The organism is Pseudoclavibacter sp. RFBB5 (assembly GCF_002931555.1).
Lineage (GTDB): Bacteria > Actinomycetota > Actinomycetes > Actinomycetales > Microbacteriaceae > Pseudoclavibacter.
Map to the genome: position 1 here is coordinate 523,221 of NZ_PSTZ01000001.1, position 12,816 is coordinate 536,036.

At 64.6% G+C, this 12,816-nt stretch carries 11 protein-coding genes; 10 read left to right on the plus strand and 1 reads right to left on the minus strand.

Features of this window, described 5'->3' with window-relative positions:
- Nucleotides 1-13: 13 nt before the first annotated feature.
- The 10 genes from C5B97_RS02485 (at nucleotide 14) to C5B97_RS02530 (ending at nucleotide 11,521) form a co-directional block, all read left to right on the plus strand.
- Complete coding sequence (locus C5B97_RS02485; protein ID WP_104310533.1) at nucleotides 14-1,654, plus strand: sulfatase; 1,641 nt, start codon at nucleotides 14-16, stop codon at nucleotides 1,652-1,654.
- Nucleotides 1,651-2,010 carry a YidH family protein gene (locus C5B97_RS02490; protein WP_104310534.1) on the plus strand — a complete coding sequence of 120 codons (360 nt, stop codon included), beginning with the start codon at nucleotides 1,651-1,653 and terminating at the stop codon, nucleotides 2,008-2,010. The genes C5B97_RS02485 and C5B97_RS02490 overlap by 4 nt, the downstream gene beginning before the upstream one ends.
- Complete coding sequence (locus C5B97_RS02495; RefSeq protein WP_219819747.1) at nucleotides 2,007-2,363, plus strand: DUF202 domain-containing protein; 357 nt, start codon at nucleotides 2,007-2,009, stop codon at nucleotides 2,361-2,363. Before C5B97_RS02490 ends, C5B97_RS02495 begins: the two co-directional genes overlap by 4 nt.
- A gap of 276 nt (nucleotides 2,364-2,639) precedes the next feature.
- Nucleotides 2,640-4,181, plus strand: a complete 1,542-nt coding sequence (locus C5B97_RS02500; RefSeq protein ID WP_181026869.1) for an ABC transporter substrate-binding protein — start codon at nucleotides 2,640-2,642, stop codon at nucleotides 4,179-4,181.
- Between the two features lie 61 nt (nucleotides 4,182-4,242).
- A complete protein-coding gene (locus tag C5B97_RS02505) occupies nucleotides 4,243-5,184 on the plus strand; it encodes an ABC transporter permease (protein ID WP_104310537.1) in 942 nt (313 codons plus the stop codon).
- Nucleotides 5,181-6,977 (plus strand): dipeptide/oligopeptide/nickel ABC transporter permease/ATP-binding protein, encoded by a 1,797-nt coding sequence (locus tag C5B97_RS02510; RefSeq protein ID WP_104310538.1) that lies wholly within the window; start codon nucleotides 5,181-5,183, stop codon nucleotides 6,975-6,977. The genes C5B97_RS02505 and C5B97_RS02510 overlap by 4 nt, the downstream gene beginning before the upstream one ends.
- Nucleotides 6,977-7,843 carry an ATP-binding cassette domain-containing protein gene (locus C5B97_RS02515; protein ID WP_104310616.1) on the plus strand — a complete coding sequence of 289 codons (867 nt, stop codon included), beginning with the start codon at nucleotides 6,977-6,979 and terminating at the stop codon, nucleotides 7,841-7,843. The genes C5B97_RS02510 and C5B97_RS02515 overlap by 1 nt, the downstream gene beginning before the upstream one ends.
- A complete protein-coding gene (locus C5B97_RS02520) occupies nucleotides 7,843-8,859 on the plus strand; it encodes an MBL fold metallo-hydrolase (RefSeq protein WP_181026870.1) in 1,017 nt (338 codons plus the stop codon). Before C5B97_RS02515 ends, C5B97_RS02520 begins: the two co-directional genes overlap by 1 nt.
- Entirely contained in the window at nucleotides 8,852-10,309 is a 1,458-nt protein-coding gene (locus tag C5B97_RS02525; RefSeq protein WP_104310540.1) for a sulfatase, read from the plus strand. Before C5B97_RS02520 ends, C5B97_RS02525 begins: the two co-directional genes overlap by 8 nt.
- Nucleotides 10,310-10,456: 147 nt before the next feature.
- A complete protein-coding gene (locus tag C5B97_RS02530) occupies nucleotides 10,457-11,521 on the plus strand; it encodes a LacI family DNA-binding transcriptional regulator (RefSeq protein ID WP_104310541.1) in 1,065 nt (354 codons plus the stop codon).
- Nucleotides 11,522-11,561: 40 nt separating this feature from the next.
- Here the strand turns inward: C5B97_RS02530 and C5B97_RS02535 are convergent, their stop codons facing one another.
- Nucleotides 11,562-12,500 (minus strand): LysR family transcriptional regulator, encoded by a 939-nt coding sequence (locus C5B97_RS02535; RefSeq protein WP_146080701.1) that lies wholly within the window; start codon nucleotides 12,498-12,500, stop codon nucleotides 11,562-11,564.
- Between the last annotated feature and the right edge of the window lie 316 nt (nucleotides 12,501-12,816).

Here is a 12,816-nt window from a genome sequence, read left to right on the forward strand (position 1 = left end):
TGGAGAAGCAGCCATGTCTCGTCCGAACTTCCTGTTCATCTCGACCCATGACATCAATCCTCATCTCGGCACCTACGCCGGGATCTGGCCGGGTGCAGAGCAAGCTCGGACACCGAACCTCGATCGGCTGGCAGCGCAGGGGGTGAGGTTCGATCAGGCATTCTCGGCGGCTCCGATCTGCGCACCGTCCCGGTCTGCGGTCTTCACGGGCAGGTATCCCATATCGACGGGAACCATGCACATGCGCAGTGCTGCCGTGCCACCAGCGGATGTCGAGCTGTTCAGTGAGACGCTCCGACGCTCCGGCTACTACACGACCAACAACTGGTTCACGGATGTCAATTTCGACGTTCCGCCGACTGCTTTCGACGACTGCTCGGCGACTGCGCACTGGCGAGACCGCCCGACTCGCGAGACTCCATTCTTTGCCGCGTTCCACGGCATGACCACGCACGAGTCCCAGATCTACGCGCCGGAAGAGCGGCTTCAGGCTGCACTCGCGGCTCTGTCGGTTGAGGACCGTGTGCGCCCCGAGGATGTGTCGCTGCCTCCCTACCACCCGGACACCGAGTCTTTCAGGCGCGCTTGGAGTGCGTACCTGAATCTGATCACCGTCATGGACATGTGGGTCGGGGACCTGCTCTCGCAATTGGAGGAGGATGGACTCGCCGAAGAGACGATCGTCATCTTCTGGAGCGACCACGGTGCTGGCATGCCCGGCGCCAAGCGCTGGGCCTCGGAAGCGGGAGTTCGCGTCCCGCTGATCATGCGTTGGCCTGAGCACATCGAGCCAGGTTCCGTGCGCTCCGAGGTCGTGGAGCTGCAGGATCTGGCAGCGACGGTCCTGACGATGGCGGACGTCCAACCCGCTGCGCCTCTGGAGGCAACACCCTTGTACGACCGAGAGGGTGAGGTGCTCGAGGCGCGCAAGTACGCGTTCAGTGCTCGAGATCGGATGGTGGACGATCGGGACACGTCCCGCACGGTGAGGGATGAGCGATTCCGATACACGCGACACCTGCATCCGGACCGCCCATGGATGCAGTACTCGCACTACCCAGAGCGTTTCGCGACGTGGCGGAACCTGCGGGAGCTGCGCTATCAAGAGGCACAGCTCACCGGAAACGGCGAGCAGGCGCTCCTCCTTACGCCCCCGCAGCGCAGGTTGGTGGACTCGCACAAGGAACCGGAGGAGCTCTTCGACATCCTGCACGACCCCCACCAGACGGAGAACCTGGTGGGGTCACCCGAGCATGGCGCGAAGTTGGCTGAGCTGAGCGCGGCCCTCGACCAGTGGATGGAGCGGACGGGCGATCTGGGGCAGCTCGCGGAGGATGCGCTTGTCGAAACGTGGGGGACCGGTGAATATCGACCACGAGCGGAGGCGCCGCGTGTTCGCTGCGAAGGAGGCGAGCTCACCGCTGAGGTGTCTGATCCGTCAGTGTCGATCGGGTGGAGCTACGAGCCACCTGGACGGCGAGACCCGATTCCGCTCGAAGTGATCCTCGGTCAGCGGATGACCTTCGAGCACCCTTGGAATCTTTACACTGGCCCGATCACGTTGACGGAGAGGACCGTCTGGGTTCGGACCTGGCGTCTGGGCTACCAGCCCGGGCTCCCCGTCAGGCTGGACGTCCCATCGGAAGCGGCGTGAGGGAGCGTTTTCCAAGAGGGGTCTATGCGCGAGGAACTGAGCCCGACCCGCGGTTCAGTCTCGCCAATGAGCGCACGTTCCTCGCATGGGTGCGTACCGCCCTGGCGTTGCTGGCCGTGGGGGTTGCGCTGGAGGCCGTTCAAGTGCCGGTCTCGCCGACCCTTCGCTTCGCGTCCGCTGCGATCTTCGTGCTGCTGGGTCTGCTGGCAGCGGTGCAGGGCTGGTGCGGTTGGAGGCGAACAGAGACTGCACTGCGGGAGGGCAGCCCGTTGCCTCCTGCCAGCAGCGCCTTGGTCATCGTCATCGGAGTCGTCTTGGCCGTGGCGCTGCTTGCTGTGGGACATGCATGGGGGTGAAGGGACGACAGCTGCTCTTCGACCCTGGACTGCAGCCGGAGCGCACGGCGCTCGCCTGGCAGCGGACGATTCTCTCGCTCGCGGTGGCGTCCACGGCTTGCGTTCGCGTCGGCGGGGCGGCGCTGGGGGTCGATGCGGCCCTGCTGGGTCTTCTCTCCGTCCTGTCGGTGGTCGCCTGCCTCTACAGTCTGAGTCGTTCTCGCTACCGTCGAGTGTGCCGGGAGCTCTGTGAGGAGAATCGACTGGGCAGAGGCGGGATGGGGATCGCCATGGCGGCGCTGGCGTTGGTGGTCGTTGCGCTTCTCGCTGCGGTCGCCGTGGTCGGCCTCGCGATCGGACGAGCGCAGGGCTGATGTCCACGGCGTCGTGGCAGCTCGGCAGGTGTCGGACTTCGATTCCCGTGTCCGTGCGATCGCTGGGCTACGCCGCATGGCAATCGGTTGGCACCAAAGCACAGGGTAGGCGGTCGGAGCGGGGAGAGGACCTGTCTCGCTTGGTTTCAATCGGTCAACGGACTTTGGCAACCGGTTGTGGCCAAAGCCCATCTTGTGCATAATGGGCTCAGCGAATCTGGTGACGATCGCTTGAGACGAGCTGAGTGCTTGTGACATTCAATGAGGAAGGTCAACATGTCAATACGGAAGTCCCTAGCGGCCGCCGCAGCGGTTGCGGTGCTGGCGCTTACCGCCTGCAGCGGTGGCGGTGGCGGCTCGACGACGAGCCCAGCCGGCGATGGTTCACGCGGAGACCTCCTCCGCGTGGGCGTGATCAATGATGTGAGCTCGTGGGACCCTGCGCAGGCCGCTCCCTCAGCAGACCTGCTGGAGATGGAGCGTGCGATCTACGACACGCTCCTGCTCACGGACCTCGAGGGCGAGGTGATCGCGGGCCTCGCCGAGGAGTGGGCCTATGTGAACGACGAGCGGACTGAGCTGGAGCTCAAGATCCGCGAGGGTGTGACGTTCAGTGACGGAACCGCACTTGATGCCGAGGCCGTCAAGATCAACCTCGATAACTTCATGGCCGGCAACGGCCCCATGGCAGCACAGCTTGGTGGTGTGCAAGCCGTCGAAGCCGCTGATGCACAGACCGTTCGGCTGACCCTCGGCGCGCCGAATCCTGCTCTCCTCTTCAACCTCACTCGGCAGGCTGGCCTCATCGCGAGCCCCGCAGGCATCGAGAGCGGCTCTATTGCTACGGACCCGGTGGGAACAGGACCATATGTGCTTGATGCCGCTTCGGTCCGCGGCAGCCAGTACGTGATGACCGCGCGCGAGGACTACTGGCAGCCCGATTACCAGATGTGGAACAGCCTGAACTTCCGGGTGCTCGCCGACCCGACCGCGCGAGCGAATGCGCTCACCTCGAAGCAGATCGACGTCACCCTGGTCCAGCCAGGTCAGATCGAGCAGGTCGAGGCCCAGGGAGCTGAGATCGCGACCTGGACGGCGAGCGTCATGGGGTTGATCCTCATGGACCGCAACGGCGCCATGGCACCTGAGCTCGAGGACGTCCGGGTTCGTCAGGCCATCAATCACGCGTTCGACCGCGACCTGATTCTCGAGCAGGCCGGTAAGGGCCTCGGAGAGAAGACGGCCCAGCTCTTCGGAACGGGAACAACGGCATATGTCGAGGAACTCGACGAGGCCTACCCCTACGACCCGGAGAAAGCGCGCGCACTGCTCGCAGAGGCTGGCTACGCCGACGGCTTCACCGTCCCGATGGCTTTCGCTCCCCCAGGAGAATTCGTGGCGCCATTCATCACGCAGCAGCTCGGTGACATCGGCATCACCGTCGAGAAGGTCTCCATCACTCCGCAGCAGTTCTCGAGTTCGATCAGCGGCGGGGAATATGCGATGGGGTGGACGGTCCAGGGTCTGGACCCTGCCTGGGTGACCGTTCAGAGGAACATCCTTCCCGAGTCTGCGTACAACCCTTTCGGTACGACGAACGACGATGTGGCTGCGCTCATCGATCAGACCCGCAACGCCGGGGACGCTGATGATGCAGGCGAGGAACTCAATCGCTACCTGGTCGACAACGCCTGGTTCGCGCCCTGGTACCGCGTCGGCGCCAGCTACGCCTACAACCCGGACGTCGTCTCGGAGATCCGAAACATCGTGGACTACTCCTCGGTCCCTCTTCTCTTCGGATACGTGCCAGCTAAATAGTGGGCAGCGGGTGCCGGCGTGACTCACGTCGGCACCCCACCTACCGAAAGGAAGAGACAACATGCTGATGTTCATACTCAGGCGTGTCGCTTCGAGCGCAGTCATTCTGGTGTCAGTGTGCTGCGCGGCCTACGCACTTCTGTTCTTCAGTAGCAGCTCCATCGCGCGTAATCTGCTGGGGCCCGAGGCGACCCCCGATCAGGTCGCTCTCAAGGAAGCCGAGCTCGGTCTCGACGAACCCTTCCTGATTCGCCTTGCGGGGTGGTGGGCGGGGGCGGTCCAGGGGGACTTCGGAACCTCGTGGGTCAGCGGCCAGCCCGTGTTCGAGGCTATCGGCGCGAGGCTCCCGGTGACGCTCGTCCTCGTCACTCTCGCGGTACTTCTCACCATGTTGCTCGCGGTCATCCTCGCCGCCTGGGCCGCAGTCAAGCGTGGCATTCTCGACCAGGTCATCCAGGTTGGAAGCATCGCTGGCACCGCCCTCCCCGCCTTCCTGATCGGCCTGATTCTGGTGACTGTCTTCGCGATCCAGCTCGGATGGCTGCCCGCGATCAGCACCATCTACCCGGGGAGTGGTCTGGCCTCGTGGGCGAGCAGTCTTGCGCTGCCGATCCTGGCCCTCCTGATCTCCGGTGCCGCCTCCACCGTCATGCAGCTCCGCAGCGCGATCCTGCGTCAGCTCGATGCCGACTACGTTCGCACGCTGCGCAGTCGCGGGATCGATGATCGCGAGATCCTCTTCGTGCACGTTCTCCGCAGCGCCGCACCCGCCGCCCTCACGCTGCTGGGGCTTCAGTTCGTCGGCATGCTCGGGGGCGTCGTCGTCATCGAGCAGCTGTTCGCGATCGCAGGCATCGGCACGCTCGCCGTCTCAGCGACGAGTACGAGTGATGCGCCTCTGGTCATGGGGATCGTCCTCTACACAATCATCATCGTCATCATCGTCAACCTGCTCGTGGACCTCATGAACGGTTGGCTCAACCCGAAGGCGCGCGCGTCATGACCGAACCCAGTACTGCCACACTCGCAATCCCTACCGCCGACAGCCCCCGGACCCCTCCTTGGCGGCGGCTGCTCAAGATGCCGCTTGCCGTCGTGTCGATCGCCATTCTGGCGCTGCTCACGATCGCTGCCGTCGCAGCACCGCTGATCGCGAACTTCCCACCGCAGTTCGCAGACCTCGGCAATCCGATCGCGCCTCCCTCCGGCGAGCATCTGCTCGGGACGGACAGCGCCGGCCGCGACAACTTCAGTCGACTGGTCTGGGGCGCGCAGACCACGCTCATCGGCGTCCTGATCGTCACGATCACCGCTATGGTCGTCGGCATCCTCACCGGACTTCTCGCGGGTTACTACGGAGGCGTGTGGGATGAGATCGGAACCTGGGGCTCCAATGTGCTCCTGGCGCTCCCAGGCATGATCGTCCTTCTCACCGTGCGCGCGGCAGTCGGGCCATCCTTGGTGCTGACCATGGTGGCTCTCGGGTTGATGGTCAGTCCGTCGTACTTCAGGCTCACTCGAGCTGTCGTCCAGGGCGTCCGGCGCGAACTCTACGTGGACGCGGCAGTCGTATCCGGGCTCAGCGACGCTGCCATCCTCGGCCGTCACGTGCTCACCGCCGTGAGGGCACCGCTGGTGATCCACACCGCGAATGTCGGGGCCATCGCGATCGGAGTTCAGGCTTCGCTGGACTTCCTCGGACTCGGCAACCCCAATACCGTGACCTGGGGCGGGATGCTCGCGGACGGGTTCACGACCATCTACCAGACGTTGGCGAACATCACTTGGCCGGCGCTCGCCATCGGTCTGGTGACGGCCGCATTCGCGCTCCTCGGCAACAGCCTTCGCGACGTCCTCGAGGACGCTGCACCGTCCTCCAGCCCTCGACGCCGTCGGCGTGCAGAGGTCAAGGACGAAGAGCCGCTCTCGAAGCGAGACCTTCCAGAGCCGACGGGCTCGCGGCTTCTGGAAGTGAGGGGGCTGGAGATCGCCTACCCGCAGGGGGAGCTGACGGCGACGGTAGTCCGAGATGTGTCCTTCACCGTGGACAGGGGCGAGGTCGTCGGGCTCGTGGGCGAATCCGGTTCAGGCAAGAGCCAGTCGGCGTTCGCAGTCCTCGGGCTCCTGCCTCCGAACGCAGTGGTCGCGGCTGGGTCCATCGTCTTCGACGGAGACTGGCTTCTGGAACCCGGTGAGAGCAGTGTCTCACCTAAGCGGTACCGGGAGCTCCGGGGGGCGAAGATCGCCTACATCCCACAGGACCCCATGTCGAACCTCGACCCGACCTTCACGATCGGCTACCAGCTCATGCGTCCCATGCAGAAGGTGCTGGGGCTCTCGAAGCACGAAGCCAGAGCCAAGGCGCTCGACCTGCTCACCAGCGTCGGTATTCCCGACCCCGACAGCATGATGCGGTCAAGAGCCCACGAGATCTCCGGAGGAATGGCTCAGCGAGTGCTTATCGCCGGTGCGATAAGTTGCGACCCCGATCTCCTCATCGCTGACGAGCCCACGACGGCTCTGGACGTGACAGTCCAAGCTGAAGTGCTGGACGTCCTGCGAGGACTCCAGCGACGACGGAACATGGGGATGCTGATGATCACCCACAACTTCGGCGTCGTGGCGGATATCTGCGACCGCGTGGTCGTCATGAACGCGGGACGCGTCGTGGAGGACGGAGACGTGCGCGACATCATGAAGCGTCCGCAGCGCGCATACACCCAGATGCTGTTGAGCTCGATGCTGTCATCACCCCATAGCGACGTCCATCAGAAGATCGACTCGGAAGGCGAATGATGAGTGAGCATGCGAAGACCGCTGCGCACCTCCTCGAGGTGAACGACCTTGTCGTCAAGTTCAAGGGCAAGCACAGACTGTCGCCATCCAAGCAGGTCCTCAACCGGGTCTCGCTCAAGGTCGATTCGGGAAAGACACTCGGCCTCGTCGGCGAATCCGGATCAGGGAAGACCACCATCGGCCGCGCGATCCTCGGCCTGGTACCGGCCGCGGACGGCATGATCTCGTTCGAGGGCAGCGACATCACCCATCTGCGGCGACGAGCGCGCAGAGCCCTGAGCCGAGACATCCAGGTCGTCTTCCAAGACCCCTACGGATCATTGAACCCATCGCGCACCATCGGAGACACGCTGTCGGAACCGCTGTACGGCGGTGGGGATTCGAAGAGCGACGTCAGGAGACGAGTCAGAGAGCTGTTGGATCGTGTGCAGCTGCCCGCTGGCTCGATGGACCGTCTGCCCCGTGAGTTCAGCGGTGGTCAGCGCCAGCGGGTCGCCATCGCGCGGGCGATCGCCCTGAAGCCGAAGCTCATCGTCTGTGACGAGCCGGTGAGCGCGCTCGATCTTTCAACGCAGGCGCGCGTTCTCGACCTGTTCTCCGAGATTCAAAGAGACACCGGCGTCGCCTATCTGTTCATCTCCCATGACCTCGATGTGGTCCGGCATGTCAGTGACCAGGTCGCGGTGCTCTACCGGGGAGACATCGTGGAAAGCGGCGAGGCGTCGCAGGTCACGACGGCACCTGTCCACCCCTACACGCAGCGGCTCCTGCTGGCCTCACCGGTTCCTGACCCGGACCTGCAGGCTCAACGCCGCGCAGAATGGCGATCTTTGTTCGAACAGACCGGTTCGTGGAGGCTGAGCTGATGCAGAATCAGAACCTGGGCATCGCACCGGATGAGATGCGCGTGACCGCACTGGGGACCGGGCGCCCGTATTCGAGCCTCGCCCAGGCGAACTCCTCCTGGCTGGTGCAGCTCGGCAACGGGGACAGCTTCCTGTTCGACTACGGCTACGGGTCTTTCACGCGTTTCGCCGCCCTCGAGGTCCACCCTGGCGCGCTCACGGCCACTTTCGCCAGCCACCTGCACACGGACCACGTCGGTGACTTCGCCCAGTTCTGGGTGACCTCCCGCATTGCGGGCCGACTGCAGCCGTTGGAGGTCTACGGTCCGTCCGGCTCCAGCCCTGAGCTCGGGTTCGCGCATTTCGCCGCACATCAACTCGAGTCCTACGCCTGGGACACGGTCTCGCGGCGCGGATCTCTGCCGGAGGCGGGCGAGACGCCCACGGTCCACGAGTTCGACTGGGAGACCACTGGCATCATCTATGAGCAGCGCGGCGTCGTGATCAGGGCCGTCCCGGCTGTTCACGTCCATGACGGTGCTGTCAGCTACCGCCTCGACTGGAACGGCCACTCTCTGGTGTATTCCGGTGACACAGCGCCGAACAGGTTCCTCACCGACATCGCGGCAGGTGTCGACGTCCTTGTCCACGAGACTGCCAACGCCCGAGGCGCGAACGCGCCAGTTCCCGGACCCGAGAGCATCGTTCACACCAACCCCTGGGAGCTGGGCAGCGTCTTCGCCCTCACGCGTCCTCGGCTCGCTGTGGCCTTCCACTTCATGAATGACGCGCGGACACGCCAGCTGGTCAGTGACGCCATCAGGAGCAGCTACGACGGTCCGCTCCTCCTCGCGGAGGATCTCATCTCGGTGCGTGTGGGCAGCGACATCTCGATCGAGGTGATTCCGGTCTCGCCGTTCAGCAGACCGCCGGCGAGCGGCAGAGGGGGGTACGGGGCCGGAAGCGCGGCGGCGCGCCCACACCTCTCGTCGAAGCTGCGTGAAGCACGTCTGTTCACCGGAGAATCGGATGCCTGACCGGCCCAATGTCCTCTGGATCTACTGCGATGAGCTCCGCGCCGACGCTCTCGGATGCTACGCGGAACCGGGCGGTCTGCGACCACGCACTCCGAATATCGATGCGCTTGCGAATGAGAGCGTCGTGTACGACCGGGCCTACACCAACTCGCCGATCTGCGTCCCCAGCCGAACTGCGCTGCTGACCGGGCGTCTGCCCGAGGAGACCGGCGTCTACGCCAATGAGGGGTCAGCTCCCGGGTACGAGCTCCCTGATGTGTTCTCGACCTTCACGGAGGCCTTCGCGGATGCCGGGTACGTGACGGCGAGCTACGGCAAGGAGCACATTCCTGAGCAGCTGAGCCCCTGGCAGGTCTGTGACGAGCAAGGCGCAGGCCGACGCGATCCCTTCGCTGGTGCCATCCAGGAGGAGATGATCCTCTCGCCCGAACGAGGTTTCGTCATCGGGGGAGTCACAGAGGTGGAGACTCTCCCTGCCGAGCGCATAACCGCGAACGTCGTGAAATTCCTCGAAGAGGCGCAGGGGCCTTTCATCCTCCGCGCTTCCTACCTCCAGCCCCACACGCCAGTGCTCCCGCCAGCGCGCCTCCGAAGGGAGTTCCCCCCGCACGAGCAGCCGGGGATCGGCCGCGGCGCCGCTTCCCTGAGTCGTTTCGAGCAGGTGTTCGCCGAGATCAACGGGGCTGGCGGCATCCAGCCGGAGGTTCTTCGTCGAGCTCAGGCCGACTACCTCGCGCTGGTTGCCTGGGTCGACGAGCAGGTGGGGATTCTCCTCGCCACGCTCGAAGAGCTCGAACTAGATCGAGACACCATCGTCATCCTCACTTCGGACCACGGTGCCCATCTGGGTGAGACCGGCGCTTTCGGCAAGCACACGTTCGCGCCGAACAGTCAGCGGGTTCCGCTGCTGCTGAGGTGGCGGGGCCACCTCGCAGCCGGTCGCGACGCGAGTCTCGCGCAGTCCGTCGACATCGGCCCCACCTTGGCGTGGTTGGCTGGCATCGATCTCCCCGAGGATCTGTCCGGGCGTGCGCTCACCAGCCCGCAACCCGCGCCGCAGCACATCTTCGCCACTATCGGACACGGGGGTCCGCAGAGTCGCGCCTTCCCCAATGGCGGAACCGGCGAGTGGGAAGCAGGCAGGGGATGGCCGCGCCGGACGTGTATCCGTTCGGGGCGCTGGCGGTTGGATATGAACGTGCGAATCGACGGGGGCGTGCCCACTGCTGCCGAAGAAGACATCTTCCTCGCGGATTCGGAACACGACCCCGGAGAGACGCGCAATCTCGCCGGGCACCCGGAACATGCGACCATCTGCGCATCTCTGGCAGCTCTCGTCCGCGAGCACGCAGCCTCTGCCGTCAATTTTCCCTCCGATGAAGAAATCCAGCGTCTCCAGAAGCAGGCCATTGCCCGGCGACGAGCGGGGTCGAGCGTGGAGCGGAAGTGAACTGCGGCATCGGGCTCGAAGACGGGCAGCGCAGCAAGCACATGATTGAATACAGGAGACGTGAGCGCAACCATCCTGGTTGCAGACGCAGTGCGTCCAGAACACCGCAGCTCCCTGCCGAGTCCAGGGTCTTGGAACGGAGAGCGAATGCCTGCTGACATCGTTTCCGACCCGGAGGGCATGGACAGGGAGATACCACGGGAGATCCTGGAGCGGATGAATCGGCGAGGTGGTGCGGCGACGATTTATGACATCGCGACACTCGCCGAAGTCAGCCCGTCGACGGTCTCGCGTGCCTTGTCGAAGCCTGGACGTATCAGCGCTCAGACCGAAGCGAGAATCAGAGCGGCTGCTCAGCGCCTCAACTTCCGTTTCAATCCGATGGCGCGAGCCCTTCCCACCGGACGTAGCCACACCATCGCGGTGGTCGTCGCGGACATCACCAACCCAGTGGTCTTCGGGATCGTGCGGGGAGCTGAGAGCGCCGCCAGCGCCGCTGGCTACACCCTCGTCATCGCCGAGTCTCAGGAGTCCGGTGAGACCGAGAGCGAAGTGGTGGAGCGGCTGCTGCCGAGCGTAGACGGCATGGTCCTCGCCACGACACGGCTCTCCGACGAGGCGATCTCGCGTATCTCCGGTGCCAAGACCGTCGTCCTCATCAATAGAGCTGTGCAGGGGGTCGACAGCGTGCTTCCGGACGTGGCCGCCGGTGTGAACGAGCTCATGCAGCACTTGCACAAGCTGGGTCACCGATCCGTTGTCTTCCTCGGCGGCCCCGACACGTCCTGGATCGGTGATCGGCGATGGGAGTGCATGCTGCAGGAAGCGGAATCCCTGGACATGGCTCTGGTCGAGATCGGTCCGAACCCCCCGACCATCGAAGGCGGACGGGACGCTCTCCGACGGGTCCTGGCTGCACACCCCAGCGCGGTGGTCGCCTTCAACGACCTGCTCGCGATCGGCCTCATGCAGGCGGCCGCCGAGCGAGGCGTGGCCATACCGGCGGAGCTCAGCGTGGCGGGGTTCGACGACATCTTCGGCAGCGAGCTGATCGTTCCTGCCCTCACCACCGTACGAAGCCAACTGATCGAGGCGGGCGAGCTGGCCGTGCAGAACATTCTTGCAAGGATCGAGAACAGGGAACTGCCGCCGCAGGACATCGGACTGCTTCCAACCCAGCTCGTGGTCCGCGGTTCAACGGCGCTCGTATAGGCGCTCGGTGCCTGCGGCCTGCGTCAGGAGGCGCCAACCCTCAGGAGCATTCCATGCGCTTGAAGTCGCTGGCGACCTCGAGAATCAGCTCGCGCATCCATGCGTGCGCGGGATCGTGGGTGTGGGCGGAATCCCACCAGAAGGCTTCTCTCATGAGCGGAGTCGCCAGAGGAATCTCCACGACTTCGAACTCTCCGGAGGCGACGAATCGCTGGGCGAGCGAGCGCTGAAGGAAAGCGAGGCTTTCTGCATCCTCGAGAAGCAGGGGGAGTATCAGGAAGCTCTCTGTCACCGCCACCACTCGGGGGCTGACGCCCATCTCCCGGAGGTTCTGCGTCGCTGAGGTGAACGACTCTCCGGCATCGAACGCGTGAATCCACGGCGCTGTGCGAAGGTCTCCGATCGTGAGGGGGCCCCGATCGGGGGCGCGTCGCCGCAGCGCTACCCATGGCTCTTCCCAGAGGCTCACGCTGGGGAAGTCATGCAGGTGCCCCCTCGGAATGAACACGCCATCTGAGCGACGCAGCGTTTCCGGCGCTGTCCGCACATCCGCTGTCGTCAGCTGGCGGAAATAGACGGTCACGCCCGGTGCTCGCTGGCCAGCGAGCGTCAGCAGGCGTCGTCCGATGCTGGCATGAGAGTAGTCCGACCCGTAGAAGGTGAACCGGCGCTTCAGCTCGAGGGGGTTCGCGGTCTCGCTGGCTTCGAAAACCCGTGAGGCGAGCGCCAGCGCGTGTGTCACCTGCTCGCGCAATCGCTCCCCGAGCGGGGTGCAGCGTGAGGAGTGTCCGCTTCGTACGAGCAGAGGATCGTCGAAGTGCTGTCGCAATCGGGCGAGCGAACCGCTCATAGCTGGCTGCCCCACCATGAGCCGCTTGCCGGCGGCCGTGACGCTCTGCTCGGTCAGGAGAGCATCGAGTGCAACGAGCAGGTTGAGATCCAGGCGCCGCAGCTCGGCGCCTTCGCGTCTTGCGGTCACGCTTCTCCTCGGATCATGGCTCAGGCCCTCCCCGATCGTTGTGAGGTCTGAGGTGGGCGTAGAGGTCTGTCGGTGACGCGGTGCATAGTTCGGCAACCGATTGCTTGACCTTACCGCAAGCGTGGCGCCCAGTCAGACGATTGCCCGCTGGTCGCGTCCGGCATGGCCGGAACGCACGCGCTGGCGGTCGGCAATAGTTTTTGGAAACCGATTGACAGAGTCTAGTCGCATGAGCACAATGGAGGTGCGCTTGGCTGCATAGATGCATCCAGGGTGATGTTCGATGGACTGCCAAGATTCACCGGTCAACGTTTCG